The following is a 25,206-nucleotide window of genomic DNA, read 5'->3' on the forward strand; positions in this document are numbered from 1 at the left end:
ATATCGGGCAGCGGCTCGCCTTGCAGCGTCGCCTCGAAGGCGCGCAGGCGCTTGTGGACCGATTGCAGCTCGACGATGGTCGACCAGGAGGTGAGCAGAAACTGCAGTGAACCGGTCACCTTGCCGAATGCGTTCGAAATCTGGTTCAGCGCGCCGAACGTGATCTTGTGCGCCACCAGCGAGGGACCGAGGATCAGCAGCGAGAAAATGTTGTCGGCCTGCAGGTAGGTGTAACGGACGACGTTGAAATAGATGTAGTGGAAATAGAGCCTGAAATAATTGTGGCGAACATTCTCGAACAGCTCGGCCGTGGTGGCCGGCTGGGCCCGGTCCGCGTGATCCTCGCCGTAGACGAGTTCCTTGCGGTAGGCTGCCTCAACGCGCTGGTTGCGGAACTGCAGCCCTGGAAGTTTCAGACCTGCAACCATGACCGAGATCGTCCCGAACAGACACCAGGCAAGGGCTGCGACAACCAATGGCTGTGGAATCGCGCCGATAATCGGCAACTCGGTGATATGGGCCTGCAACTGGATCATGACCGGCAGGAATGCGATCAACGTCATAATCGACTGGACGAAGCTGGAGCCGAGATCTTCCATGATCTGCGAGAACCGCATCGTGTCTTCCTGGATGCGCTGCGAGGCACCCTCGATATGGCGTAGCCTGCCCCAATTCTCGACGAAGTAGTTGTTCATCGCCGTGCGCCAACGGAAGATCCAGTGACTGACGATGAAGGCGTTGACCACCTGCACATTCATGCCGACCAGGGCGAGCCACGAAAAATCAGCCAATCCGATATAAAATTCGCTGTTGGTCGACTTTCCAGTCCCCGACATCAGCCCCTGCACATAGTCGAAGAAAGGCCCATACCAGGCGTTGACGGCGACGCTGACCTGCACATTGAAATAGATGAAGAACAGGATGACCGCGGTCATCAGGATCGACCAGCGTTGCCATGGATGCGGCGAATACCAGCTCCAGAATGCGTAGAAGACGAGCACGCAGAACGCGAAATAGAGATAGAACCAGAGGAACGGCTTCGATACGAGGATGGCGATGCCGATGATGGGCGGCGCGCCGGCCGCGGCGGGCGGCAATCCGAAAACCGTACCTAATTGTTCACCACCGAAGAACCAGAACAGGATCGCCGCAAGGCTCCAGACGGCGGCCGAAGTGAAGAACAGCTTCGGCTGCGGGAAAAAGGATACGAACACTGTGGCGAATTCCTCGATCTAGGCGCAAATCAGCTGACGACAGCGGGCATAAAGTCACACATTAGTGGGAAAGAAAATGCCCGTGCCCGATGCCCGGCACAGCAAGCCCACAATCATGGCGATTTTGGCGCAGCCGACCATGTGATGGCGCCGGAGACGACCAGCACGATCGCGGCTGTGATCGAGGCGAGGAAGAAATCGCCGGACATCTGCGCCAGAAACCCGGCGGCGACCGGCCCGATGATCTGGCCAAGGCCGAACGCAGCCGTCATCAGGGCGAATATCCGCCGCGGCGCGCTTGGCGCCTGCTGCCGGGCGGCCTGCAGGCCAAATGCGGTGATGGCAATGAAGGTGCCACCGAGCAGCACGCCGGAAAGCAGCGGCCCGGTGGCGCCGCCGATGGCGACGCTGGCGGTGACGCCGGCAACTTCGATGAAGCACGCCAGCGCATAGGCGGCATAGAGGCCGGTGCGGGCCGCGATCTTCTGCCAGAGCCAGACTGAGGGAAAGCCCGCAAGACCGGCGACCATCCACACCATGGCCTCGAAGACGCGGCTGCCGCCGCCTTGCCGGACGATGGCGACCAGGAATGTCGCCGTCACCACATAGCCAAAGCCGAACAGGCCGTAGGCGACGATGACCTTGACCAACGACCGGTCCATCCGCAGTGCCGGCTCGCGGGTGACTTCGCCGTTGCCGAGCGGACCCTCATTGGCCAACAGCGCAACGAGGACGAAACCACAGGCCGAAATCGCCGCCGACCACAGCCAGCCTGCAGCCCAGCCCGAATGCTCGGCGACCAGCACCGCCATCATCGCCGCCGACACAGCGATGCCCAGGCCAACGCCACCGAAATGCCAGGCCTGCAGGTCGCTGCGACCGGCAGCGTTTATGTGGCTGAAAACGATACTGGCCATGAACACCATGACGAAGGCGCTGGCCAGACCGGCCAGAAAGCGGATGACGAGAAAGCCGGCCATCGCATCGGTCAGCCCCATCAGCGCGGCAAGGACCGTACTGGCGCCAAGCCCCGCCAGCATCAGCAGGCGCTCGCGCCCATGCGCCCAGCCGCCCGCCGCTGCCAACGCGCCGACGAGGTAGCCGAGATAATTGGCCGACGCGATCCAACCGGCATCGGCAGGCGACAGATGCAATTCCTGCATCATGCCGGGCAGGATCGGCGTGTAGACGAAACGGCCGATGCCCATGGCAACCGCCATGGCAATCATGCCGGCGAAGGCGAAACGCAGCGCTGTCGAGGTGGCTGATGTCATTGCACTGCACAATAAGTGCAGGGGTCGCTGAAACAATCGCCATCTGTTGGGCCAGTGCGTGCGCGGGACGTGGTGCTCGCCTCGACTTTCCTCAAGCCGGAAGGCTTGGCGCCTGCTCAGCAGCGGCCGCCGGCGTGCAATGGGGCCGTCTCGTGCACTGTCCGCCGTGCCGTCAGCCTGAACGGCACATCGCCCAGTTCGCGTTCCGACATGGTGTTCAGCACCGGATGCGAAAGCGGATCGGTCAGCCATCTCTGCGTTTCGCCGTCCGGGTGCGGCTCATACGGCGTACTCGCAGCGAAAAAGACCTTCAGCGACGACGACAAGATCCTCAGCATTTCCGGCTCCACAGGTCTGTCTCTTCCGATAAAATCCGCCGTTTCGACATGCCTTTCAATTGAGATTTCAGCCGGATCAGTTTAGAAAAACTCAATGGCCATGCTCAACCGCGTCCACCTCAACGGCCTGCGCGCCGTCGAAACCGTTGCCCGTCTCGGATCGCTGGCGGCGGCCGCCGGTGAGCTCAACGTTTCCGTCAGCGCCGTCAGCCAGCAGATAAGCCGTACCGAAAAACAGCTCGGCCAGGCGCTGTTCGAGCGAACGGCGAGCGGTCTGGTGCTGACCGAATTCGGCGCCGTCTTCGCGGCCCGCCTTGGTGCTGGATTTCGTGAGCTTTCCCAGGCCGTGGCGCTGGCCGACGAGGCTACGCAATGCACATTGGTGGTTTCGGTGGCGCCGGCCTTTGCCTCGAAGTGGCTGTTGCCCAGACTATCTCGCCACTTCGACCGACATCCCAACGTGCTGCTGCGCATCGACGCTTCGGTGCGGCTGGCCAATCTCGATCACTCAGACATCGACATCGCCATCCGGCTTGGCGACGGCAAATGGCCGGGCGGGCGCACGGAACTGCTCTTGGCGCAGGAAGTCTTCCCGGTCTGCGCGCCGGCGATTGCCCAAAAACTGAAGTCGGTCGAGGACCTTGCCCAGACCTGCGCGATCACCGACGAGCGAGCAATGATCAACTGGGAAAGCTGGTTCGAGACGGCCGGTGTCCCACCTGTCAGCTTCCTCAAGGGTGCGCGTTTCACCGACCCGATGCTGTGCCTGGAATCGGCGATTGCCGGCCATGGCGTGATGCTGGGCTGGCAATTGCTCGCCGCGGATGCGCTGGCCGACGGGCGGCTGGTGGCGCCTTTCGGTATCCGCGCCCAGAGCGGGCTCGGCTATTGGCTGGTGACCTCGTCCGTCAAGGCGGAAAGCCGCAAGGTCCGGGATTTCAAGGTCTGGATCAGGGAAGAGATCGAAGCAACCATGGCGCGGTTCGGGTCCGCAAACCCAAAACCCGCCGGCGCGATCGCGGTGGAAAGCGCCGCGCCGCCGCTCTATGGTAGGCCGGACATCAAACTACGACAGGCAGGATCATGACCACACATTCGCGCGGCGTTTCCGCATCGATCGACCCGGTGAAGCTCGACAGGCTGGCGGAAGTCGCCATCAAGGTCGGGCTGCAATTGCAGCCAGGCCAGGATCTGGTGCTAACGTCATCGATCGCGGCACTGCCGCTAACCAGGCGGATCGTCGAGCATGCCTACAAGGCCGGCGCCGGCCTGGTGACGCCGATCTTCAACGATGACGAGATGACGCTGGCGCGCTACCGCTTCGGCGCCGATGCCGGTTTCGACCGCGCCGCCGGCTGGCTCTATGAAGGCATGGCGAAGGCCTTCTCCAACAATGCGGCCAGGCTTGCGGTGCGCGGCGAGGATCCGTCGCTGCTCTCCGCACAGGATCCGGCGAAAGTGGCGCGCGCCAACAAGGCCAATTCGATGGCTTATCAGCCGGCGCTGGAAAAGATCACCGGCTTCGACATCAACTGGAACATCGTCGCCTATCCGGACCTCGCCTGGGCCAAACAGGTCTTCCCCGGCGATGCCGACGATGTTGCGGTCGTGAAACTCGCCGATGCCATCTTCGCCGCGTCGCGGGTCGATGTGGAGGATCCGATCGGCAACTGGAGGGCGCACAACGCGGCGCTGCGCAGCCGCACCGAATGGCTCAACGGCCATAATTTCCATGCGCTGCACTTCACCGGACCGGGCACCGACCTGACGGTTGGGCTTGCGGACGGCCATGAATGGATGGGCGGCGCCTCGACCGCCAAGAACGGCATCACCTGCAACCCCAACATCCCGACCGAGGAGGTCTTCACCACGCCGCATGCGAGGCGGGTCGAAGGCCATGTCTCCTCGACCAAGCCGCTGTCCTACCAAGGCACGCTGATCGACGACATTTCGGTGCGTTTCGAAGAAGGCAGGATCGTCGAGGCCAAGGCTTCGAAGGGCGAGGATGTGCTGAAAAAGGTGCTCGATACAGATGAGGGCGCGCGCCGCCTCGGCGAAGTGGCGCTGGTGCCGCATTCCTCGCCGATCTCGGCCAGCGGCCTGTTGTTCTTCAACACGCTGTTCGACGAGAACGCCGCCTGCCACATCGCGCTCGGCCAATGCTATTCGAAGTGCTTCGTCGACGGCGCCTCGCTCAGCCAGGACGAGATCGCGGCGCGCGGCGGCAACAAGAGCTTCATCCACATCGACTGGATGATCGGCTCGGACAAGATCGACATCGATGGCGTCCACAAGGACGGCGCCCGCGTGCCTGTCATGCGCAAGGGCGAGTGGGCCTGAGGGTTCCAGCCGAGAGGTGTGATGGCCTTCAACATCGCGGTCAAGCGTATCTACGAGCCGCCCGCTGCCGATGACGGGCAGCGGGTTCTGGTCGACCGCATCTGGCCGCGCGGCGTCAGCAAGCAAGACGCCGCGCTGACGCTGTGGTTGAAGGACATCGCGCCGAGCGACGAGCTGCGAAAGTGGTTCGGACACGAGGCGGCGCGCTGGGCGGAATTTCAGGAGCGGTATCGCGCTGAGCTGGATGGGAATGGCGCGGCGGTGACGCAGTTGCGAGGCCTGCTGGGTAACGGCAAGGTGACGCTGCTCTACGGCGCGCATGACGAGGCGCACAACAATGCGGTGGCGCTGGCGGGGTATTTGCGCGGACGCTGAGATTTTATGGCGGTCGGCGGGACAGCGCCCCCCCTCTGGCCTGCCGGCCATCTCCCCCTCAGGTGGGGAGATCCGCTGTCATCATCTTCTTCGCAAATCCCGAACGTGACAGGAATGGCGGAGCGGCGAAGCTGCCAATCTCCCCACTTGAGGGGGAGATGTCCGGCAGGACAGAGGGGGGCGCCACGGAACACCGTGGAACGAGAGGCAGCTCTACTTCCCCACCGCCGCCTCATAGACATCAGCCTTGAACCCGACCATAACCCGGTCGCCTACCTCCAGCACCGGCCGCTTGATCATGGTCGGCTTGGCCAGCATCAGCGCCTTGGCGCTCTTCTCGTCGAGACCCTGCTTTTCCTTGTCCGGCAGCTCGCGGAACGTCGTGCTCGCCTTGTTGAGCAGCTTTTCCCAGCCGACCTTGCCCGCCCAACCATCCAGCCGCTTCGCGTCCAGTCCCTCGGCCCTGAAATCGTGAAACCGGTAGGCTACGTCATGGCCTTCCAGCCAGACGCGCGCCTTCCTGACCGTGTCGCAAGTGGTGATGCCGTACATGGTGATCGTCAAAAGCGTGCTTCCTTGGCTGACTGTCGAATCCGTTCCACAGACTAAACCACCCTTTCCGCTTTGCCAGAGCCGTTGCCATATCTCCGTTCCACATGACGGCCAGGACAATGTCCCGGCCGTCTAATTTCCTGGTCCTGCAGCGACGTGAGGCGGAACCCGGGGCCGGCCCTAGTAATAGAAGCGCTCTTCGGTGATCTTGCCGTTTTTGACCGTGTAGAGGCCGACTTCATCCATGGTGACACGCTCGCCGGTAGCCTTGGGCGTTATGTCGAACTTGAAGCGCACCGCGAACTGGTCGCCATTGACATAGGGGCCTTCGACAGAGCCGCCATGGACTTCATTGTTCTCCTGCCACCACTGGCCCTTCTGCCTGAGAGCCTCCTTGCCACGGGAGATGGCCATCGGCCCCTCCATGGCTTCGTAGCTCACGATATCGTCGGAATTGTACTTCTCGGCGGCAGCTTCGTTGTCGCCCTGCTTGAGCAGCTCGGTAAAATCCTTGGCAATTTCCGCGATGGTCATTTGTGTTCCTCCTGTTCAGACGCATTTAGGTAGGGAACAGCCTGCTGGCCTGCCATCGTCGGACCGCGCCGTAGCTGACAAGCCATGTCAGGATGATGATATCGCGCGGACCGCGCTCCATCCGGTTGCGGACACAAGCCAATTCCGCAATTCTAGGTGAATGTGCAACCTCTACAATATTACCACGACGCAAGAGGCGGTCCGCCAATGGACACGCACAATGCGCGATATCAGCGGCAACCTTGAGCCTTCGCTTGACGTCTATCCCAATCAGCCCGCCCCAGTCGTTCGCAACACGGCGGACGGAGAGCGTGAATTGGCGAAACTGCTTTGGGGTTTGCCCACGCCGCCTGAACGCATGAAAGGCAAGGCGGACTACGGCACCACTAACGTGCGCAACCCACAATATTCGCACTGGCAACACTTTGTCGGCGTCGAGCACAGATGCGTCGTGCCGGTGACCAGCTTTGCCGAACCCAGCCCTACTCCGAACGACAAAGACCCGGACACAGGCATCCAGCGCAATTATTGGTTTGCGCGTGACGAGAGCCGGCCGCTGTTCTTCTTCGCTGGTTTCTGGACCCGTTGGCAAGGCGTGAGAAAGGTCAAGGATGGTCCTGGCGACTTCGAGCTATTTGCCTTCATGACAACCAAGCCTAACGCCGTCATCGCACCGATCCATGAGAAGGCTATGCCGGTGATCCTGACCACGCCGGAAGAGGCCCAGGCCTGGCTTACAGCGTCGTGGGCAGAAGCGAGACATTTGCAGCAGACAGCGCCGGACGATGCATTGGTGATTGTTGAGAAGCCCGCCACGCAGATCAAGTTTCCGCGGCAGGTGCCAACTCAAGGGTCTCTGTTCTAGGCCGCAGGATCGACTAACCAGCCGCTTTCTTAATCGTCGTCTCGCCAGATCACCCGGCGAACCATGCGGATTTCGACAAGTCGCCTGACCCGAATTTTCAAGCGTTCAGCAGCGCTCGGCAAAATAATACTGGCGTCAAGCTCGCGAAGCTTGCAGCGCTCGCACCTCATATGCCGCTCGACGTCCCAAAAGGGAATATCCCCTACAAGCTTTGCGAGATCGCCGGGCAGATAGTGCCTAGTGATGTTGCAGTGCGGGCATCGTACACGAATGAGTTGCCCGACTTCGTGCGCGAGGCACAGGGTCTGCACATTTCGGCGCGGTCGGCTGCTCAGTTCCGGCATCGGCCAAATTAGGAATATATTCCCTCCCGAGTCAATTCCTACTTCGTCCACGGTCTTTTTGTTCACAGCCGGCTGGCAGTCCACATAGGCAGACCATCCCGCCGACATCCCCCATAGCGGATGATGCCCTTAACCTCGCGGTTGATCGCCCAATCGGTAGCGCTTGTGGCCACCGATCGACGCAAACGTTTTGCTTCGTTTTTAACGTCGCTAAGACTAACTTGGCAGCACTGGGCAGTTGGCGCCACGGCGCAGGCTGATATGCGCCACGTCGCCGACCTGGAAGCGAAAACCCTCGGCCTGGCGCGGCGCGTCGATGACGACAGGCGCGCCCTGCCCGAGTTCGGCATGCAGGCGCAGCGTGCGGCCGTGAAAGACGACGCTGTTGACGCGCGCCGGTGCGGTGCCGGGCGCGGCCTCGGTCATCGCCAGCAAATCCTCCGGGCGCACGCCGATGGTGCGGGTAGCGCCCTCGGCAGGTGCCTCGCCGGTTTCAGAAATAGCCTCCAGCGGCAGGGTGCCGGCGGTGAAACGCAAGCGATCGCCATCGCGGCCGACAAACCGTGATTGCAGGAGATTCATGGTGCCGATGAAGCTCGCCACAAACTTCGTGGCAGGCCGGTCATAAAGTGTGGCCGGCGGTGCGATCTGCTCGATGCGGCCCTTGTTCATGACGACGATGCGGTCGGAAATCGACAGCGCTTCGGTCTGGTCGTGGGTGACCATGACGAAGGTGGTGCCAAGCCGCGACTGCAGCCGCTTCAGCTCAACCTGCATCTGTTCGCGCAGATGCGCATCGAGCGCCGACAACGGCTCGTCGAGCAGCAGCACGCGCGGCTCGCAGACGATGGCACGCGCGAGCGCGACGCGTTGGCGCTGGCCGCCCGACAGTTCGGAGACGCGGGCGCCAAGCTTGTCGGCGAGACCGACCATGTCGAGCGCTTCGCCGGTGCGCTTAGCCTGTTCGGCTCCAGACAGTTTGCGCAGCGACAGACCGAAGCCGACATTTTCTGCAACATTCATGTGCGGGAACAGCGCGTAGTCCTGGAACACGGTGTTGACCGGCCGGTCGAACGGTCGAAGGGCCGTGATATCGCGACCATCGAGCAACACCTTGCCGCTCGACGGGCTTTCGAAACCGGCGATGACGCGCAGGCTGGTGGTCTTGCCGCAGCCCGACGGCCCGAGCAGCGTGATGAACTCGCCGCTGATAATGTCGAGATCGACAGCGTCGAGCCCAACGATGCCGCCGGGAAAAATCTTCGAGACCGCCTGCAGCCGGACGAGTGGATCAGGCGCCATCGCGAACCTCGGACGGCTTCGTGGTGTTGACCCAGAGAATCTGGCACCGCTCGGCGCCCGGATTGCGGAAGGCATGCAAAAGCGTGCTCTTGAAGGCAAAGCTGTCGCCCGCCTTCAACCCGTATTTCGTCGAATCCACCACCAGTTCGACCTCACCGGCCAGCACGAAGCCGAATTCATGGCCGGCATGCGCATAGGCCTCGGCCGTGCCGCCGCCAGCTTCCACCGTCACCAGCATGCCGGTCAGCGTCGCGCCCGGCGGTGACAGCAGCGCCTTGGCAATGCCTTCCGATTTCACCGGGATTTGCCGCCGCTTGTCGGCACGCACGCAATAGAGATCGTTGGCCGCATCGTTGCCGTCGGCGATCAGCGCCGACGGCTCGATGTCGAGGGCGGCGGCGAGCGGCCAGATCACCTTGACGCGCAGCGAGGACATGCCGCGCTCGATCTGGCTCAATGCACCGATCGACACGCCGGCCTTTGCCGCAAGATCGGCCAGCGACAAATTGCGCTCCAGCCGCAGCGCCCGCACGCGCCGGCCGACGCGAACGTCGGCATCGTCCTTCGGCTTCCCAGCCGCTTCATCCAGCATGTCCATGCGTTAGTCCTCGTTTGCTTTCCCTTCTCCCCTTGTGGGAGAAGGTGGATCGGCGCGCAGCGCCGAGACGGTTGAGGGGTGTTCCAGCGGAGTGAGACGCTGGTGTTCCCTGGAGCACCCCTCATCCGTCGCCTTCGGCGACACCTTCTCCCACAAGGGGAGAAGGGGGAGCTTTATCCCCCCGCCTTCACCTTCTCAAACATCTTGGCGAGGTCGTCATTCTGTTTCATCGGTCCGGTGAAGATGGTGGTCTTCAGCATCACCTCCGGGTCGGACGGCAGCTGCAATTTCTCCAGCTCCTCCTTCGGCACCGCCGCGAAGGCCGAACTGGTCGAGCTGCCATAGCCGTAGGCCTCGATCAGGTATTTGCCGGAATCCGTCTCCAGCCGGCTGTTGATGAAATCATAGGCGAGGTCGACATTCTTGGCGTCCTTGAGCATCACGAAGCCGCAGGCCCAGGTCAGCATGCCCTCCTTGGGCTTCATGAACTCGACCGGCACGCCCTGCTTCTTGAGCGAGGTGGCCGACGCGTTCCAGGTCATGGCGGCGACCAATTGGCCGCTGGCCAGCGCCTGTTCGACGGAGGTCATGTCGGTGGTGTAGTTGGAGAGCAGCGGGCGCTGCTCGCGCAGCTTCTCGGCCACCTTGTCCATTTGCTCCGGCGTCATGTCGAACGGATTGACGCCGGCGAGCAGCGCCGCCACGACAGGCGTGTCATGCACCGCGTCGATCGTCGCCATGCGACCGGCATACTGCTTGTCCCACAAAAGGTTCCAGCTCGCTTCCGGGTTCTTCACCAGATCGGTGCGGTAGAGGATCGAGGTGTTGCCCCAGTCCCACGGCACCATCCAGACCTTGCCGTCGCCAGCCTGCAGGTCTGGCAGGTTCTTGAACACCGGGAAGATCGAGTCCCAGTTCTTGATGCGCTTGGTGTCGATTGGCTGCAGCAGGCCTTCCTTGTTCCAGCGCGCCACCTTGTCATAGCAGGGATGCGCAATGTCGGGTCGGAAGCCGGCCTTGACCTTGGTGAAGGCGTCATCGTCGTCACCGAAGATCGAGGCCTCGACGCCATCGGGATGCGCGGCAAGGAAGCTCTTGTTGAAGTCGGGCAGTTCATAGCCCGACCAGGTGAAATATTGCAGCTTTTCGCCGGCGAAAGCGACGGTCGACGACAGCGCCAGCGCGAACGCCGTCAATCCAGCGCAAACAGTCTTTGCAGAGATCGATTTCAGGTCGAATGCCATTGCAGTTCTCCTCTCTTGGTTTGTTTTGGTTGTGATGGATCCGCGGGCTTTGGCGCCGTGGCGGATAAGCCGCGATGGCGCAGGATTTCAGCTGCTGCAGCGATGACGAAGGACACCGCCAGGATCGAAGTGCCCAGTGCCATCACCGTCGGCAGCGACCGGGGAAAACGCAGCTGGCTCCAGATGTAGAGCGGCAGCGTCGGCTCGGTGCCGGCCAGGAAGAACACGACGATGAATTCGTCGAAGGAGATCAGGAAGGCCAGCATGAATGCCGAGACGATGGCCGGCAGGCTGAGCGGCAGCATGACCCGCCGGAAGGTCGTCCAGTCGGAGGCGCCGAGATCGAGTGCCGCCTCGCGAATGGTTTTCGGGATGGCGGCGAAGCGGCTGCGCATGATCACCACGGTCGTCGGCAGCGCCACCAATATATGGCCGAGAACGATGGCGACGCGCGATGGCCCCAGACCAACGAGGTTGATGAGGATCAGCAGCGATATGCCGACGATGACGCCCGGGATCAGGATCGGCAGCCTTGCGATGGCGCTGATGGTGGCGGCCAGCGGCGAGCGGCCGTAGAGGTCCATGTAGGACACGGTGATGCCGCACAGCGTCGCACCCGTGGCGGCGATGGCGCCGATGGCGAGGCTGTTCAAGAGTGCAACGGTCAGCGCCGAATTGCCGAACAGCGTCGCGTACCATTGCAAGGTAAAACCTTGCAGCGGAAACGCTGCCTGGATCGAGTTGTTGAAGGAAAACAGCGGGATCAGCAGCACCGGCAGATAGAGAAAGACCAAATAGGCGGCGACATACATGCCGAGCCAGCGGCCACCTCCCTGCGTGCGTGCAGTGCTCATGTGCGGCTGCCAAATCTGCGGTCGGCGAAGCGGGCGACCAGCACCACGCACAGGATGACCAGCATGACGGCGACGGAGAGTGCTGCGCCAAACGGCCAGTCATTGGCCTTGCCGAATTGCGCCTGGATCAGCGTGCCGATCATGGTGCTGGCCGGGCCGCCGACGAGCGCCGGCGTGACATAGTCGCCGACCGTCGGCACGAAGATGACGAGGGCTGCCGCCAGCACGCCCGGCATCGAATTGGGCAGCACGATCCGGCGGAAAGAGGTGAATGGCCGCGCGCCGAGATCGGAAGCGGCCTCGATCAGCGATTTCGGGATGGTGTCCAGCGCCACGTAGATCGGCAGGATGGCGAAAGGCGCATAGGCGTGCGCCAGCGTGACGACGACGGCGGCCGGCGTGTTGAGAAAGGCCAATGTCGGCTCGGACCAGATGCCGCTTTCGATCAGCGCCGAGTTCAAAACGCCATTGTAGGCGAGCACGATCTTCCAGGCGAAGACGCGCAGGAGATAGCTGGTCCAGAACGGCAGCGTCACCAGGAACAGCAGCAGGCCGCGCCGCCGGCCGGCGTGGAAGGCAAGGTAGTAGGCGACGGGATAGGCAGTGACGACCGTCGCCAGCGTGACCAGAGCGGCAATGATCAGCGAGCGCAGCGTCACCGTCCAGTACAGCGGATCGGACACCACGGTGACGAAATTCGCGACGGTGAAACCGGCGCCGAGCAGCGAACCGTCATTGCCGCGGAAGGCGAGGAAAAGCACGAGGCCAAGCGCAAACAGGATCAGCAGCAAGGTGACCAGCGCGCCCGGCAGCAGCATGGCGACCCGGAAGCCCTGGGAAGACCGGGCCTCTGGCGCTGATGTGGCAACTAGGGTCGACATCGACCTGCCTATTGGGAAATTTGAAATTGGCTTAGAGTTTTTCATATTCATGAAACTGTCAAGCAGAATCCCCTAACGGAGCCCCAAGGGGATGAAGCGCCCTGGTCAGCGCTCCAACGCATCGAGCAGGCGATACCAAGCGATGGTCGCGGCGACGCCGACCTGGCGGAAGGCGTGAAACGGGATCGGCCGGATCGGCGAGACCGGGAAAGGCAATTGCCTGGCGTCGCCACTTTGGAGGTAGCTGGCGATGCGCTCGCCAAGCGCAGTCATCAGGCCGACACCACGACCCTGGCAGCCGACCACGGCGAGCAGGCCTTTCTCCGGCTCGTGGATGTGCGGCAGGTGGTCCGGCGTCATCGCAACCCGGCCGAACCAGCGCTTCTCGATGGGAACGCCGGACAGCGAGGGATAGAGCCGTACCAGCGCGTGCTCGAGATGCGCCCAGTCGCCGGCGCTCGTCGGCAGCGCCATGCGGCCCCGTCCGCCAAGCACCAGCCGGCCGTCGGCGCTCTTGCGGTAGTAGACGAGGATGCGCCTGGAGTCCGACACCGCCTGCCCTTCCGGCAGGATCGTGGCCGCCAGATTGGACGGCAGCGGCGCTGTGGCGATCTGAAAGGAATGCAGCGGCACGATCGTCTGGGCGAGACCGGGGATCAGACCGTCCGTATAGGCGTTTGTCGCCAGCACGACCGCCTTTGCCTGCAATTCCAGGCCATTTTCGATCAAAATACGCCAAACACCGGCGGCATTGGCGAGCCGCACGACCCTTTGGCGCTCTGCTATCCTCACGCCAGCCGCGGTCGCGACCCGGGCAAGTTCAGACGTGTAGGCGAGCGGATCGATCACACCGGCGCGGCGGTCGAGCCAGCCGCCGAGATAACCCTGTGCGCCGGTCCTGGCTGCGGTCTCCTCTGCGTTCAGCAACCGGACGTCGGCACCGCGCGCGTGCCATTGCCGGTCGCGGTTCGTCGCCGCCTTCAGCGCGGCCCCGGTGTGCGCCGCCTGGATCCAGCCATTTCGAACGAACGGCACCGCCAGCTTCTCGTCGCGGATCAGCTCGAACACCGCGTCGGCGGTCGACGCCGCGAAATTGACAAGCGCCTCGCCGCGCTCCGGGCCAAAATGCTCCAGCAACCATTCCGGATCGTATTTCAGGCCGGGAATGACCTGGCCGCCATTCAAGCCTGATGCGCCCTGGCCGATCTCGCCGGCGTCCAGCACCTGCACCGACAGGCCAAGCCGGGCGGCATGCAAGGCAGTCGACAAGCCCATGATGCCACCGCCAACGATGGCGAGATCGACCCGTTCGCCATTGGGAAGCGATTGAAACGTGAAAGCTGCCTGCGGCCTGCGCCAGATGGGATCGGAGAATGCTGTCGCCAAGGGTCACCTGAATGCGCTGCGATTGGTGAAAATCCTAGTCAGAATTTCACAATTTTGAAAGAGCACCATGGCTTTCGCCTGTGGACTGCCGCCGAGACGACCGGAGACCCAGAGTTCCGATCGCCTGCGACGGGATAGACCTTTGATGGGAATCCGGTGAAAGTGCCACGCCGATCCGGCTAGCCCACATTGTCGATCACTTCACCACATTGTCGATCACTAAGAGGACAGAGCGCCATGACGAACCCGACCCACCTGCCCAGCGAGGGCCTTTTTGTCGGACGCGCCAGAAGCAGCGGTGCTGCATACCCGCTGGTCGTCACGGTTCGCGATGGCACGGTCTTCGACATCACCTCGCGTACGGCACCGACCATGCGCGACCTTTGCGAGATGGCCGACCCGGCTGGGCATGTCCGCTCGGCCGAAGGCAGACCGATCGGTTCGCTCGATGACATCGCCGCCAACAGTTTTGAAACTGGGCGCGATCCAGCAAAACCCTACCTGCTCTCCCCGGTCGACCTGCAGGCGGTCAAGGCATCGGGCGTCACCTTCGTCGTCAGCCTGCTGGAACGGGTGATCGAGGAACAGGCGCGTGGTTCGGCTGAAAAAGCCGATGCCATCCGCGCCGACATTGCCGGACTGATCGGCCACGACCTGTCGAAGCTGAAGCCCGGTTCGCCCGAAGCGATGGAGATCAAGGCCAAGCTGATTTCGCGCGGCGCCTGGTCGCAATATCTGGAAGTGGGCATCGGCCCCGATGCCGAGATCTTCACCAAGTGCCAGCCGATGGCCTCGGTGGGCTTCGGCGCCGATGTTGGGCTGCACCCGGTGTCGACCTGGAACAATCCGGAACCCGAGATCGCCATGATCGCCGCCTCCAGCGGCAGGATCGTCGGCGCCACTATCGGCAACGACGTCAATCTGCGCGACGTCGAAGGGCGTTCGGCGCTGCTGCTCGGCAAGGCCAAGGATAACAATGCCTCGGCCTCACTTGGCCCCTTCATCCGCCTGTTCGACGAGAAATTCTCCATCGATGACGTCAAGCGCGCCGTCGTGCGCCTGAAAGTCGAGGGCGAGGACGGGTTCTCGCTGGAGGGCGCAAGCTCGATGGCCGAGATCAGCCGCTCGCCGGAGGAACTGGTCGCCGCGGCCATGGGGCCGCACCACCAGTATCCGGACGGGCTGGCGCTCTATCTCGGCACCATGTTCGTTCCGTCCAAGGATCGCGGCGAGAAGGGCAAGGGATTTACCCACAAGGTCGGCGACATCGTCACCATCTCGTCGGAAAAATTCGGCGCGCTGGTCAACCGCGTGCAGCTGTCGCCAGACTGCCCGCACTGGACCTACGGCGCCAGCCATCTGATGCGGGAGCTGGCGAAGGCCGATCTTATTTAGCCAAGCCTTGGCCCAGGGCCACCATCAACGCAATGTTGGCGCCTTATTACTCGTGACCTCGTCGGACTGGAATCCAATGACGATACTTGATGTTCGCCGGCACACCATGAGGCGCAAGCCTGGCGCGCACCTTTCTCGAGAAGGAATCGAACTAGCGCGGTTTGTAGCCCAAGGGGCTGACTCTTATGAACTTGTTGTCACAAGCGAAATTCCACGGGCAATCGAAACCGCAATTGCGATGGGTTTCGAAGTAAATGAGTTGATTGCCGAACTTGGAATTCTTCCCAAAAATATACTCGAAACGATCTCGTGGCCGAGCCCGTTGGCGGAGGTAGAACGTGTACTCCGATCGGACGTAGACTGCATTGCATTTGCTAACACCCAAGTGCGACTGTGGACGAGCATAGCTGCCCGAGTTCCCAACGAAGCGACGGGCTTATTGGTGACGCACGGTGGGATCATCGATCTCGGCGTTGTCGCGTTCCTGATGGCCAGCAAACGTCCTATCGAGGGAGAAGCCATCGGATACTGCGAGGGGCTCCGATTAGAGTTCACCAGCGGAAGACTCACCAATGCCGAAATGCTGCGAGTGCCCGAGCATCTGCATTTGTCGGATACCTAACGGAACAAATCGCCTTGCTCGCCTGGCGGCCGATCGGCTGTGGAGCAACCTGCGCGCCGACCATGACGAGGACTATCTGCTCGGCTAGCCTCGACATCAATTATCCGACAGTCGGAAAATCACCTCAACTGATGCAATCTGATGGGACGGCTGATGACGCCCCGTCAGGCGCCCACTACACCTGCAGATGGAGGCCTGGCAGATGGAGGCTTGCCATCCGTCGAAAAAGGGGATGCTCTGACGCATTCAATCGGCACTGGCAAAAGACGCAGAACAAGGGAACGGATTTTGAACTGACGATCTACAAACGGGAGGAAATCAAATGCTGACACGGCTAAGACTCGTTCTATACGGCCTGTTGGTGGCGCTGATGGTGGTACCAGCAGCGGCACAGGCCAAGACGTTCTACTGGATTTCGCATGGCGGTCCGGCCGATCCGGTCTGGACCTACTTCCTGGCCGGCGCCAAGCAGTGGGCCAAGGACACCGGCAACACGGTCAACACCTCGTTCCACAACGGCGATGTCGCCTCGCAGCAGGAAGCGGTTCGCGCCGCCCTCTCCGCCAAGGCCGATGGCATCGTCACCACGAGCCCCGATCCGGGCAGCCTGATCGAGATCGTCAAGGAAGCGCGTGCGGCGAAAGTGCCGATCATCAATTTCAACACGCCTGATCCGAAAGCCGATTTCAACGCCTATGTCGGCGGCGACAATGTCACCTTCGGCAAGCATTGGGCACAGTATCTGGTCGACAAAGGCCTGGTGAAGAAGGGCGACTTCGTCTGGATGCCGGTCGAAATCCCCGGCGCCACCTATGGCGTGCAGGAAGAGGAAGGCATCAAGAGCGTCTTCGAGCCGCTCGGCATCACCTATGAAATCACGGAAGCGACGCTTGATCAGGCTGAAGTGATCAACCGCATGGTCGACTACCTCACGGCGAACAAGGCCAAGGTCAAGGCGATCATCGGCCTAGGCGACCTCGTCACCGGCTCGATCAAGCGGGTGTTCGACCAGGTCGGCATCAAGCCGGGCGAAATCCCGGTCGTCGGCTGGGGCAATTCGCTCGACACCACCCAGGAAGTGCTGAACGGCTATGTCAATGCCGGCCAGTGGCAGGACCCGCAGGCGACCAGCTATGTCGCGCTTTCGCTGGCCAATATGGCCGCCGGCGGCATTCCTCCGGGCTTCAACGTCATCACCGGCGCGCTCTATGAAAAAGACACCGCGCAGATCTACGACGACATCCTGTCCGGCAAGTAACATCCAATCTCAACAGTCGCGGCCGCCCAACGGTCGCGACTGGCTCTCCATTTCGCCGAGCCCTTCGCACGCGATGTGCAACGCTCAGCCTTCCACTCATGTCGCGGATTGCCTGTGGAAAATCATTCGCTCGTCCCACGCCTGATCGCACGGCCGGAATTCGGCCCTTTCGTGCTGCTCGTCGTCGAGATCGCCGTTTTCTGGAGTTTCAACCACGACTTCCTGTCGCCGCAGAACATCTCCAACACGCTGGCTTTCACGGTCGAGCTCGGCCTGATCGCGCTGGCGATGACGCTGTTGATGACGTCCGGCGAGTTCGACCTCTCGGTCGGCTCCCTGTTCGGCTTCTCGCCGGTCTTGATGTGGACCCTGTTCAACAGCGGCCTGACCTCGCTCGAAGCCGGCTTTGTCGCCGCGCTGCTGGTCGCCGCCTTCATCGGGCTGGTCAATGGCTGGTTCGTGACGCAGCTCAAGATCCCATCCTTCCTGGTGACGCTCGGCATGCTGCTGGTGGTGCGCGGCACCGCCCTTTTCGTCACCGACGGTTTTCCCCAGCGCACCTGGAGTGCGGAGGGCAGCTGGCTGGCGGAAGCGCTGGTCGGCGACTTCTTCATCGGCCCGTTCCGCATCTACATGTCACTGTTCTGGTTCATCGCCGCGGCGATCGCGCTCGGCTATGTGCTGACGCAAAGCCGCACCGGCAACTGGATCCAGGCGGCCGGCGGCAACCCGAGCGCGGCGCGGGCGCGCGGCGTCAATGTCAGCGGGGTCAAGATCGGCCTGTTCGTGCTGTCGTCGGTCATGGCCTCGCTTGCCGGCGTCATCTCTTCGTTGCGCACGTCCGCCGCCAACCCCAACAGCGGTACCGGCTATGAGTTGGAAGTCATCGCCATGGTGGTGATCGGCGGTACCGCACTTACCGGCGGGCGCGGCACGATCATCGGCACCGTGCTCGGCATCCTGATCCTGCGCGTGATGCGCAACGGCATCGTGCTGATCGGCGTGCCTGGTCTTGCCTATAACATCTTCATCGGTGCCATCATCCTCGGCATGATGGCACTGCATTCATGGCTGGAACGCCGGCATCAGGCGGGGACTTGAACCATGGCCGAGCCACTGATCCGCATGACGAACATCCGCAAGTCCTACGGCCGCGTGCAGGCGCTGGAGGATGCCAATTTCCATGTCAATGAACGGGAGATCGTCGGCTTGCTCGGCGACAACGGCGCCGGCAAGTCGACGCTGATCAAGGTGCTTTCGGGTGCCGTTCCGCTGACCAGCGGCGATATCTTCATCCGTGGCAAGAAGGTGAGCCTGCGCAGCACCAGCGACGCCATCGCCCATGGCATCGAGACGATCTACCAGGACTCCGCACTGGTCACGCAACTGTCGATCGCCCGCAATCTGTTCCTCGGACGCGAGCCGATCAAACCGCCGCGCTTCCTCAACCGGATGGACCAGGAGGCGATGAACACGGTTGCCCGCGACCTGCTCAAGCAGGTCGGCATCTCGAAGAACATCCCGCCGACGACGCCGATCGGTTCGCTCTCCGGCGGCGAGCGTCAGGCGGTGGCGATCGCGCGCGCCATGCATTTCGACAGCGACCTGATCATCCTCGACGAGCCCACCAACAATCTGGGCGTCGCCGAAACACAGGGCGTGCTGAGTTTCGTGCGCAGCGCCCGCGATTCCGGTCACTCCTGCATTTTCATCGCCCACAACATCCACCATGTCTTCCAGGTGGTCGACCGCATCGTCGTCATGCGCCGGGGCAAGGTGGTCGCCGACGACATCGACCCGAAGACGACCAGCGTGGCGGAGGTAGAGCGGATCATCACCGGCATGTCGGACAAGGAAATCCGCGATGCCATCACCGATGGCAAGCCGTCGCACTGACTGTCGGGTGATGGCGGCAATCACCGCTGCCTCAGATCGCATCGCTTGTCTGGCGCGGCATCGCAGGGCGCATAGGTAGCGGCATGAAAGCCACCGTTTCGGATATCGTCCGCAATTGCGGGCTGTGGGTAGCGGCATGAAAGCCACCGTCTCGGATATCGCCCGCAATTGCGGGCTATCGACCGCAACGGTCGACAGGGTGCTGAACAACCGGCCGGGTGCGAGTGCGGCCAACCGCCAGCGCGTCATGGAGGCGGCCAAGCAACTCGGCTACCTGCCGGTCGCTGATCAGGTGACGCTGCCCTCGCGGCCCGCCCATCTCGAATTCCTGCTGCCGATCGGCAGCAATGCCTTCATGCGCGATCTCGCCGGGCATATCGAGGACTACGCCGCGCGTCTGCCGCTTGTCGCCTCGTGCCGGATCCACAATCTCGCCGGTATCTCGCCGAACGCGCTGCAGAGCGCTGTCGAAAACCTGTCGCTCAGGGCCAATGGCGTTGGCGTGATCGCTGTCGATCATCCGCGTACGCGCAACATCCTGCGCGACATCGTCGAAGCCGGCATGCGTCTGGTGACGCTGGTGTCCGATGTTCCGACGGCACCGCGCGCGGCCTATGTCGGCATCGACAACAGGGTGGCGGGACGAACGGCGGCGCTGCTGATGGGACGCTTCCTTGGCGGCCGCACCGGCCATCTGGCGATGGTCGTCGGCTCACGTTCCTATCGCGGCCACGAGGAACGCGAGATGGGTTTCCGCTCGGTGCTCAATGAGGAGTTTCCCAATCTGACCGTCAGCAGCGCCGTCGAGATCAACGACGAGCCCGATGCCGGCTACACCGAGACCATGAAGGCACTGCACGACGAGCCGGAGTTGCTCGGCATCTATTGCGTCGGAGCTGGACATTCGGGCGTTGCAAAGGCGATCCGCGAGGCCAGGCCGAACCACAAGCCGGTGTTCATCTGCCACGACCTGACCAAGGACACGCGCGGTCATCTCGTCGACGATCTCGCCGATGTCGTCATCGACCAGAATGCGCGGCTGATCGCCGAGCAGTCGGTCATTCGCCTGCTCGGCTCGATTGCCTCCTCCGCACCCTATCTGACGCGCAAGTTCATCGAACCGCGCTTGATCTTCAGGGAAAACGTCCCGGTGCAGTGAAGCAGGCGGCCTGCAAAAATGCCTGTTGCCGGATTTGTATGATAATTGGCACGGCAAATCTGCACAGCAGCTATGCAAGTTTCTTTGTTGCCGAATCGTTGGGCAACTCGTAGGTTCTGGTTGTCGGCCATCTACTCCTCCCAGATGCGATGCCGACGCTGAATGGGGTGCACCTCCTCCCGCGCCACATTCGAAAATCGAGCCCGCTGCCACCTCCTCCCGGCAGCGGGCTTTTTTCGTTTGGCCGCCGGAGTTTCCATACCGCCTGGGTCAAAGGCGTACGCGGCCCTCCGTCATAGAGCCGTAACCCGCCAACAATCGTGGCGGATCTCAACCGGCGGCAGCGCCCCGGAACGAAACGATCAGCCCTTCGGCCATGCGCACGAACTGGGTGCTCGGACCTTCGGTACCCACGGTCTGCACGCTGACACGCGCGCCCTCGAACAACAGCGACAGCGTATCGGCGAGCAGTTCGGCCTGACCAATGCCGGCATCCCGACATAGCGTCACAAGGCGCGCGCGCTGGGCTTCCTTGAGCTCCTTGATCACCAGCCTGGCCGGATGGTCCGGCTCGGTCAGCTCAGCGGCGGCGTTGGCCATGTCGCAGCCGCGGCCGTCCGCATTGAGCATGGCAGCCGCCTTGCGAACCCAGGCATGCAGTTGGGCAAGCTTGTCACCAGGGAATTCGGCCTCGAATGCTTCCCACATAGCGCCGGCCTTGGCCGCATTGGCGCGCAGGCATTCGACGATCAGTTCGTCCTTGGATTCGAAGTGACGATAGAGCGTCATCTTGTTCGTGCCGGCAGCTTCGGTGATGGCGTCGACGCCGACGCCCTTGATGCCATGCTTGTGGAACATGTCGCGTGCCGTCTCCAGGATCCGATCCCGGGGACGAGAGCGCTCCACGATGCCGTCTGCCATCATGATCTCCTTTCGTTTCCAAAAAACCCTCGGCCACCTCTTGACTAGGGTGTTACCGGTCTGTAACTTCCAGAATGTTACTTACTGGTAACACCTATATCGTCCACCGTCAATAACAAGGCCGTGAACGGCCCTGCCAGACGAGAGGGGCGAGAAACTGCCAATCATGCGGCCTCGGCCGGTGAAGAGATGAAAACGGTTCGCGAGCACGGGCTGCGAATCGACAGACAAGGAGCCGGCCATGCCACAGCGCCGCGATCTTACCATAGATGAAGCCGTCCGGGATCCGATGATCCGGCTGGTCATGAAAGCCGATGGCGTCGACCCGCGCGCCTTCGAGACGATGTTGCGCTCGCTCGCCGATACGCAGCGTGGCGAGGTGCCGTTGCTGCGTTCGCGGGACGGCCTCGGTGACAAGCGCGGCCAAAGGCTGTCCAGGGTTGCCAGCGCCTTCGGGCGGGCAACAGCAGCCGGAGAGGCGTGCGTGTCGTGGTAAACTTTTTCATTCACCGTCCGATCTTCGCCTCGGCGATCGCCATCATCATGGTGCTCGCCGGGTCGATTTGTTATTTCCTGCTGCCCGTCTCGCAGTTTCCCGACATCACGCCGCCGCAGGTCGTGGTCAGCGCCCATTATCCGGGCGCCAGCGCACAAGTGGTGGCCGACACGGTGACGACGCCGCTGGAGCAGCAGATCAACGGCGTGCAGGGCATGACCTACATGTCGTCGACGAGTTCCAATGACGGCTCCTCGACCATCACCATCACCTTCGATGTCGGCTATTCGCTGAGCACCGCCGCCGTCGACGTGCAGAACCGCGTCTCGCAGGCCGCCTCGTCGCTGCCGGCGATCGTCAACCAGGGCGGCGTGACGATCAAGAAGCAGAATCCGAACTTCGTCCTGATCGTCAACCTGACTTCGCCCGACAGTTCGGTCGATCCGGTGGCGCTGAGCAACCTTGCCTATCTGCAGGTGGTCGACCCGCTGAAGCGGCTGCCCGGCGTCGGCGACGTGCAGATCTTCGGCGAGCGGCGCTATTCGATGCGCGTCTGGCTCGATCCCGACAAGCTCGCCAATCTCGGCATCACCGCCGTCGATGTGCAAAACGCCATCGCCGAACAGAACGTCCAGGTGGCGGCCGGCAAGATCGGCCAGTCGCCGGCACCCGCCGGCACCGCCTTCGAGATGCAGGTCAACGCCGTCGGCCGCTTGAGCGATCCCAAGGAATTCGGCGACATCGTCGTGCGCGCCAACACCGATACCGGCTCGCTGGTCAGGCTGCGCGACGTCGCCCGCATCGAACTCGGCGCGCTGCAATATTCGTCGTCTGCCTTCTTCGGTAAAGACCCGACCGTGGTGCTTGCCGTTTACCAGATGCCCGGCTCCAACGCGCTCGATCTGCAGCAGCGCGTCAAGGACAAGATGCAGGAGCTGTCGGGCCGTTTCCCGAAGGGCGTGTCCTATGCGATGCACTACGACACCACCCGTTTCGTCTCGGCGTCGATGCATGACGTGCTGATCACGCTCGGCGAAGCGCTGGTGCTGGTCGTCGCCGTGGTGTTCCTCTTCCTGCAAAGCTGGCGCACGACGATCATCCCGACCATCGCCATTCCGGTGTCGCTGGTGGCGACGCTGGTCGTCATGGAGATGCTCGGCTTCTCGCTCAACATGCTCTCCCTGCTCGGCATGGTGCTGGCGATCGGCCTCGTCGTCGACGACGCCATCGTCGTGGTCGAGAATGTCGAACGACAGCTGGAGGCCGGGCTCAAACCGCTTGCGGCGACCAAGGCCGCAATGACCGAGGTCACCGGCCCGATCATCGCCACCACCGCGGTGCTGATGGCGGTGTTCGTGCCGGTCGCCTTCATTCCCGGCGTCTCCGGCAAGCTCTACAACCAGTTCGCACTGACGGTGGCGATCTCCGTCGGCATCTCCGCCTTCAACTCGCTGACGCTGAGCCCCGCGCTCAGTGCCGCCTTCCTGCGGCATCGCGGCGAAACGCAGTTCGCCCCGTTCCGCTGGTTCAACACCGGCTTCGACAGGCTGTCGCACGCCTATGCCAATGGTGTGCGCATCCTCATCCGTTTGCGCTGGATCATGCTCGGCCTGTTCGCGGCGGGGCTGGTCGCCACCTACTTCGTCTGGCAGCGCCTGCCCTCGACCTTCCTTCCGGTCGAGGACCAGGGCTATTTCTTCGTCGTCATCCAGTTGCCCGACGGCGCATCGCTGGAACGCACCGACGCGGTGGCGCAGAAGGCACGCGACATCCTGCAGGCGACGCCCGGCGTCGACATCGTCGGCTCGATCAGCGGCCTGAACTTCCTGACCAGTGCCGCGCAATCGAATTCGGCGGTCGAATTCGCCATCCTGAAGCCATGGGAGGAGCGGGGCCCCGACCAGAGCGCATCGAAGCTCGTCGCCGATGTGCGCGGCAAGCTGATGCAGATCCCGGAAGCCTTCGCGCTGAGCTTCGATCCGCCGTCGATCCCCGGTATCGGCACGACGGGCGGCTTCGAATTCGTCGTCGAGGATCTGACCGGCCGCGGCAGTTCAGCCCTCAACGATGCGACGCAAGCCGTGATCGCCGAGGCGCGCAAGCAGCCGGAAATCAACCCGCAGCAGCTGTTCTCGCCGTTCTCGACCTCGACGCCACAGTTCAACTACGACCTCGACCGCAGCAAGGCCAAACTGCTCGGCCTCAACCTGCCCGATGTCTTCAACACGCTGCAGATCTATCTCGGCTCGCTCTACGTCAACGACTTCAACCTGTTTGGCCGCACCTTCCGGGTGACCATCCAGGCCGACAAGGATGCACGTGCAGGTGCCGCCGACATTTCGCGGCTCTATGTGCGCAATGCCTCCGGCGGCATGGTGCCGCTCTCGACGCTGGGCAAACTCGTGCCCTTCGTCGGCCCGGAGACCGTGCCGCACTACAACAACAATGCCTCGGCCTCGATCAATGGCGGCGCCGCACCGGGCTTTTCCTCCGGCCAGGCGGTTGCCGCCATGGAACGGGCCGCTGCAACCGCGCTGCCAAGGGATTTCGGTTTCGAATGGACCGGCATCACCTTCCAGGAGCTCAAGGCAGGATCGATCGCGTCCGTCGTCTTCGGCCTCGCCATTGTCTTCGTCTTCCTGATCCTGGCGATGCAGTATGAGAGCTGGGCGATGCCGTTCATGGTGCTGTTGGCGGTGCCACTGGCCCTGTTCGGCGCCTTCGCAGCGTTGTTGCTGCGTGGCATGCAGATCGACGTCTACTCGCAGATCGGCTTCGTCATGCTGATCGGCCTGGCGGCCAAGAATGCGATCCTGATCGTCGAATTCGCAAGGCGACGGCGCGAGGAAGGCCTCAGCATCGTCGACGCGGCGATGGAGGCGGCACGGCTCAGGCTGCGGCCGATCCTGATGACGGCCTTCGCCTTCATCCTCGGCGTGCTGCCGCTGATGTTTGCGACCGGCGCCGGTGCGGCAAGCCGGCAGTCGATCGGCACCACCGTGTTCGGCGGCATGGTCGCGGCGACCATCCTGTCGCTGGTGTTCGTGCCGGTGTTCTACGCGGTCATCGAACAGCTGCGTGAACGCCGCGGCAAAGACGAGCCCACCTCTCAAGACAATGAACCAACTGCTGAGCACGCTTTACCGCCCCTGGCGGAAGCGGCCGAATAAGATTGGAGACTGATCATGCGTAAATGGAAAATCGCGTTGGGAACGGCTGTCGCGCTGGGTGCGATCTCGGTGGCCAGCGTCCACCTGCTCGATATGGGCAATCTCAGCCTCAATGCCGGCACGGCAGGTGCGGCGCCCGCCCCGGCGGCGTTCGTCATGCCGGTGCCGGTGGTCAGCGTCGTCAAGAA

General features: G+C 62.6%; 24 protein-coding genes and 1 pseudogene. 13 read left to right on the plus strand and 12 right to left on the minus strand.

Annotated features, from left to right (window positions below):
- From sbmA to EN932_RS03115, 3 genes are all read right to left on the minus strand, one after another.
- The coding region (gene sbmA, locus EN932_RS03105; protein WP_128368714.1) for a peptide antibiotic transporter SbmA at positions 1 to 1,214 on the minus strand (1,214 nt) is incomplete at its 3' end.
- Between the two features lie 113 nt (positions 1,215 to 1,327).
- A complete protein-coding gene (locus tag EN932_RS03110) occupies positions 1,328 to 2,488 on the minus strand; it encodes a YbfB/YjiJ family MFS transporter (RefSeq protein WP_127385296.1) in 1,161 nt (386 codons plus the stop codon).
- Positions 2,489 to 2,604: 116 nt separating this feature from the next.
- The gene (locus EN932_RS03115) at positions 2,605 to 2,826 is read right to left on the minus strand and encodes a hypothetical protein (protein WP_024502627.1); all 222 of its coding nucleotides are present in this window, start codon (positions 2,824 to 2,826) and stop codon (positions 2,605 to 2,607) included.
- 94 nt (positions 2,827 to 2,920) lie between these two features.
- Between EN932_RS03115 and EN932_RS03120 the strand changes: the two genes are divergently transcribed.
- Genes EN932_RS03120 through EN932_RS03130 form a run of 3 tightly spaced genes read left to right on the plus strand, consistent with a single transcriptional unit; the run spans position 2,921 to position 5,541 of the window.
- Positions 2,921 to 3,913 carry a LysR substrate-binding domain-containing protein gene (locus tag EN932_RS03120; RefSeq protein WP_127369391.1) on the plus strand — a complete coding sequence of 331 codons (993 nt, stop codon included), beginning with the start codon at positions 2,921 to 2,923 and terminating at the stop codon, positions 3,911 to 3,913.
- Entirely contained in the window at positions 3,910 to 5,166 is a 1,257-nt protein-coding gene (locus EN932_RS03125; RefSeq protein WP_127369392.1) for an aminopeptidase, read from the plus strand. The genes EN932_RS03120 and EN932_RS03125 overlap by 4 nt, the downstream gene beginning before the upstream one ends.
- A 21-nt stretch (positions 5,167 to 5,187) precedes the next feature.
- On the plus strand, positions 5,188 to 5,541 hold the full coding sequence (locus EN932_RS03130) for a DUF488 domain-containing protein (protein WP_127385297.1): 354 nt from the start codon (positions 5,188 to 5,190) through the stop codon (positions 5,539 to 5,541).
- Positions 5,542 to 5,754: 213 nt separating this feature from the next.
- On the opposite strand, the gene EN932_RS03140 is transcribed toward EN932_RS03130, so the two are convergent.
- Together EN932_RS03140 and EN932_RS03145 are read right to left on the minus strand one after the other, a co-directional pair.
- The gene (locus EN932_RS03140; protein WP_013532857.1) at positions 5,755 to 6,105 is read right to left on the minus strand and encodes an ArsC family reductase; all 351 of its coding nucleotides are present in this window, start codon (positions 6,103 to 6,105) and stop codon (positions 5,755 to 5,757) included.
- Between the two features lie 168 nt (positions 6,106 to 6,273).
- Positions 6,274 to 6,627 (minus strand): nuclear transport factor 2 family protein, encoded by a 354-nt coding sequence (locus EN932_RS03145; RefSeq protein WP_127370058.1) that lies wholly within the window; start codon positions 6,625 to 6,627, stop codon positions 6,274 to 6,276.
- Between the two features lie 160 nt (positions 6,628 to 6,787).
- Here EN932_RS03145 and EN932_RS03150 point away from each other — a divergent pair, with 160 nt between their 5' ends.
- Positions 6,788 to 7,492: an SOS response-associated peptidase gene (locus EN932_RS03150; protein ID WP_127370059.1), complete on the plus strand. Its 705-nt coding sequence runs from the start codon at positions 6,788 to 6,790 to the stop codon at positions 7,490 to 7,492.
- Between the two features lie 560 nt (positions 7,493 to 8,052).
- Here EN932_RS03150 and EN932_RS03160 read toward each other — a convergent pair.
- The 6 genes from EN932_RS03160 to EN932_RS03185 all read right to left on the minus strand — a co-directional run bounded on the left by EN932_RS03160 (position 8,053) and on the right by EN932_RS03185 (position 14,101).
- Positions 8,053 to 9,138, minus strand: a complete 1,086-nt coding sequence (locus EN932_RS03160; protein WP_127385298.1) for an ABC transporter ATP-binding protein — start codon at positions 9,136 to 9,138, stop codon at positions 8,053 to 8,055.
- Positions 9,128 to 9,736 carry a cupin domain-containing protein gene (locus EN932_RS03165; RefSeq protein ID WP_024502622.1) on the minus strand — a complete coding sequence of 203 codons (609 nt, stop codon included), beginning with the start codon at positions 9,734 to 9,736 and terminating at the stop codon, positions 9,128 to 9,130. Before EN932_RS03165 ends, EN932_RS03160 begins: the two co-directional genes overlap by 11 nt.
- A 173-nt stretch (positions 9,737 to 9,909) precedes the next feature.
- The gene (locus tag EN932_RS03170) at positions 9,910 to 10,980 is read right to left on the minus strand and encodes an ABC transporter substrate-binding protein (RefSeq protein WP_127370096.1); all 1,071 of its coding nucleotides are present in this window, start codon (positions 10,978 to 10,980) and stop codon (positions 9,910 to 9,912) included.
- The gene (locus EN932_RS03175) at positions 10,965 to 11,834 is read right to left on the minus strand and encodes an ABC transporter permease (RefSeq protein WP_127388693.1); all 870 of its coding nucleotides are present in this window, start codon (positions 11,832 to 11,834) and stop codon (positions 10,965 to 10,967) included. The genes EN932_RS03170 and EN932_RS03175 overlap by 16 nt, the downstream gene beginning before the upstream one ends.
- Positions 11,831 to 12,715 carry an ABC transporter permease gene (locus EN932_RS03180; RefSeq protein WP_127384732.1) on the minus strand — a complete coding sequence of 295 codons (885 nt, stop codon included), beginning with the start codon at positions 12,713 to 12,715 and terminating at the stop codon, positions 11,831 to 11,833. Before EN932_RS03180 ends, EN932_RS03175 begins: the two co-directional genes overlap by 4 nt.
- Positions 12,716 to 12,820: 105 nt before the next feature.
- Positions 12,821 to 14,101, minus strand: a complete 1,281-nt coding sequence (locus EN932_RS03185; protein WP_127369270.1) for an FAD-dependent oxidoreductase — start codon at positions 14,099 to 14,101, stop codon at positions 12,821 to 12,823.
- 237 nt (positions 14,102 to 14,338) lie between these two features.
- Between EN932_RS03185 and EN932_RS03190 the strand changes: the two genes are divergently transcribed.
- The 6 genes from EN932_RS03190 (at position 14,339) to EN932_RS03215 (ending at position 20,431) form a co-directional block, all read left to right on the plus strand.
- Positions 14,339 to 15,496 carry a fumarylacetoacetate hydrolase family protein gene (locus tag EN932_RS03190; RefSeq protein ID WP_063167634.1) on the plus strand — a complete coding sequence of 386 codons (1,158 nt, stop codon included), beginning with the start codon at positions 14,339 to 14,341 and terminating at the stop codon, positions 15,494 to 15,496.
- 76 nt (positions 15,497 to 15,572) lie between these two features.
- Entirely contained in the window at positions 15,573 to 16,118 is a 546-nt protein-coding gene (locus EN932_RS03195; protein WP_064995104.1) for a hypothetical protein, read from the plus strand.
- A 322-nt stretch (positions 16,119 to 16,440) separates the two neighbouring features.
- A complete protein-coding gene (locus tag EN932_RS03200) occupies positions 16,441 to 17,376 on the plus strand; it encodes a substrate-binding domain-containing protein (protein ID WP_013532868.1) in 936 nt (311 codons plus the stop codon).
- Between the two features lie 114 nt (positions 17,377 to 17,490).
- Entirely contained in the window at positions 17,491 to 18,477 is a 987-nt protein-coding gene (locus EN932_RS03205) for an ABC transporter permease (RefSeq protein WP_013532869.1), read from the plus strand.
- A 3-nt stretch (positions 18,478 to 18,480) separates the two neighbouring features.
- Positions 18,481 to 19,272 carry an ATP-binding cassette domain-containing protein gene (locus EN932_RS03210; RefSeq protein WP_013532870.1) on the plus strand — a complete coding sequence of 264 codons (792 nt, stop codon included), beginning with the start codon at positions 18,481 to 18,483 and terminating at the stop codon, positions 19,270 to 19,272.
- A 136-nt stretch (positions 19,273 to 19,408) separates the two neighbouring features.
- Complete coding sequence (locus tag EN932_RS03215) at positions 19,409 to 20,431, plus strand: LacI family DNA-binding transcriptional regulator (protein WP_127370433.1); 1,023 nt, start codon at positions 19,409 to 19,411, stop codon at positions 20,429 to 20,431.
- Positions 20,432 to 20,761: 330 nt separating this feature from the next.
- On the opposite strand, the gene EN932_RS03225 is transcribed toward EN932_RS03215, so the two are convergent.
- The gene (locus tag EN932_RS03225) at positions 20,762 to 21,352 is read right to left on the minus strand and encodes a TetR/AcrR family transcriptional regulator (RefSeq protein ID WP_013532873.1); all 591 of its coding nucleotides are present in this window, start codon (positions 21,350 to 21,352) and stop codon (positions 20,762 to 20,764) included.
- Positions 21,353 to 21,593: 241 nt separating this feature from the next.
- Between EN932_RS03225 and EN932_RS03230 the strand changes: the two genes are divergently transcribed.
- The 3 genes and pseudogenes from EN932_RS03230 to EN932_RS39690 form a co-directional block, all read left to right on the plus strand.
- Positions 21,594 to 21,848: a hypothetical protein gene (locus tag EN932_RS03230; RefSeq protein WP_024502614.1), complete on the plus strand. Its 255-nt coding sequence runs from the start codon at positions 21,594 to 21,596 to the stop codon at positions 21,846 to 21,848.
- Positions 21,842 to 25,018, plus strand: a complete 3,177-nt coding sequence (locus EN932_RS03235) for a multidrug efflux RND transporter permease subunit (protein ID WP_024502613.1) — start codon at positions 21,842 to 21,844, stop codon at positions 25,016 to 25,018. The genes EN932_RS03230 and EN932_RS03235 overlap by 7 nt, the downstream gene beginning before the upstream one ends.
- A 15-nt stretch (positions 25,019 to 25,033) precedes the next feature.
- Positions 25,034 to 25,206, plus strand: a pseudogene (locus tag EN932_RS39690) (efflux transporter periplasmic adaptor subunit); the annotation flags it as partial.

Source organism: Mesorhizobium sp. M7A.F.Ca.US.002.01.1.1 (assembly GCF_004022955.1).
Lineage (GTDB): Bacteria > Pseudomonadota > Alphaproteobacteria > Rhizobiales > Rhizobiaceae > Mesorhizobium > Mesorhizobium ciceri.

Excerpts from the sequence above, each read along its gene's own strand:
- EN932_RS03110 (WP_127385296.1), bottom strand. The coding sequence starts at position 2,488 with ATGACATCAGCCACCTCGACAGCGCTGCGTTTCGCCTTCGCCGGCATG.
- EN932_RS03115 (WP_024502627.1), bottom strand. The coding sequence starts at position 2,826 with ATGCTGAGGATCTTGTCGTCGTCGCTGAAGGTCTTTTTCGCTGCGAGT.
- EN932_RS03120 (WP_127369391.1), top strand. The coding sequence starts at position 2,921 with ATGGCCATGCTCAACCGCGTCCACCTCAACGGCCTGCGCGCCGTCGAA.
- EN932_RS03125 (WP_127369392.1), top strand. The coding sequence starts at position 3,910 with ATGACCACACATTCGCGCGGCGTTTCCGCATCGATCGACCCGGTGAAG.
- EN932_RS03130 (WP_127385297.1), top strand. The coding sequence starts at position 5,188 with ATGGCCTTCAACATCGCGGTCAAGCGTATCTACGAGCCGCCCGCTGCC.
- EN932_RS03145 (WP_127370058.1), bottom strand. The coding sequence starts at position 6,627 with ATGACCATCGCGGAAATTGCCAAGGATTTTACCGAGCTGCTCAAGCAG.
- EN932_RS03150 (WP_127370059.1), top strand. The coding sequence starts at position 6,788 with ATGTGCAACCTCTACAATATTACCACGACGCAAGAGGCGGTCCGCCAA.
- EN932_RS03160 (WP_127385298.1), bottom strand. The coding sequence starts at position 9,138 with ATGGCGCCTGATCCACTCGTCCGGCTGCAGGCGGTCTCGAAGATTTTT.
- EN932_RS03165 (WP_024502622.1), bottom strand. The coding sequence starts at position 9,736 with ATGGACATGCTGGATGAAGCGGCTGGGAAGCCGAAGGACGATGCCGAC.
- EN932_RS03170 (WP_127370096.1), bottom strand. The coding sequence starts at position 10,980 with ATGGCATTCGACCTGAAATCGATCTCTGCAAAGACTGTTTGCGCTGGA.
- EN932_RS03175 (WP_127388693.1), bottom strand. The coding sequence starts at position 11,834 with ATGAGCACTGCACGCACGCAGGGAGGTGGCCGCTGGCTCGGCATGTAT.
- EN932_RS03180 (WP_127384732.1), bottom strand. The coding sequence starts at position 12,715 with ATGTCGACCCTAGTTGCCACATCAGCGCCAGAGGCCCGGTCTTCCCAG.
- EN932_RS03190 (WP_063167634.1), top strand. The coding sequence starts at position 14,339 with ATGACGAACCCGACCCACCTGCCCAGCGAGGGCCTTTTTGTCGGACGC.
- EN932_RS03195 (WP_064995104.1), top strand. The coding sequence starts at position 15,573 with ATGACGATACTTGATGTTCGCCGGCACACCATGAGGCGCAAGCCTGGC.
- EN932_RS03200 (WP_013532868.1), top strand. The coding sequence starts at position 16,441 with ATGCTGACACGGCTAAGACTCGTTCTATACGGCCTGTTGGTGGCGCTG.
- EN932_RS03210 (WP_013532870.1), top strand. The coding sequence starts at position 18,481 with ATGGCCGAGCCACTGATCCGCATGACGAACATCCGCAAGTCCTACGGC.
- EN932_RS03215 (WP_127370433.1), top strand. The coding sequence starts at position 19,409 with ATGAAAGCCACCGTCTCGGATATCGCCCGCAATTGCGGGCTATCGACC.
- EN932_RS03225 (WP_013532873.1), bottom strand. The coding sequence starts at position 21,352 with ATGGCAGACGGCATCGTGGAGCGCTCTCGTCCCCGGGATCGGATCCTG.
- EN932_RS03230 (WP_024502614.1), top strand. The coding sequence starts at position 21,594 with ATGCCACAGCGCCGCGATCTTACCATAGATGAAGCCGTCCGGGATCCG.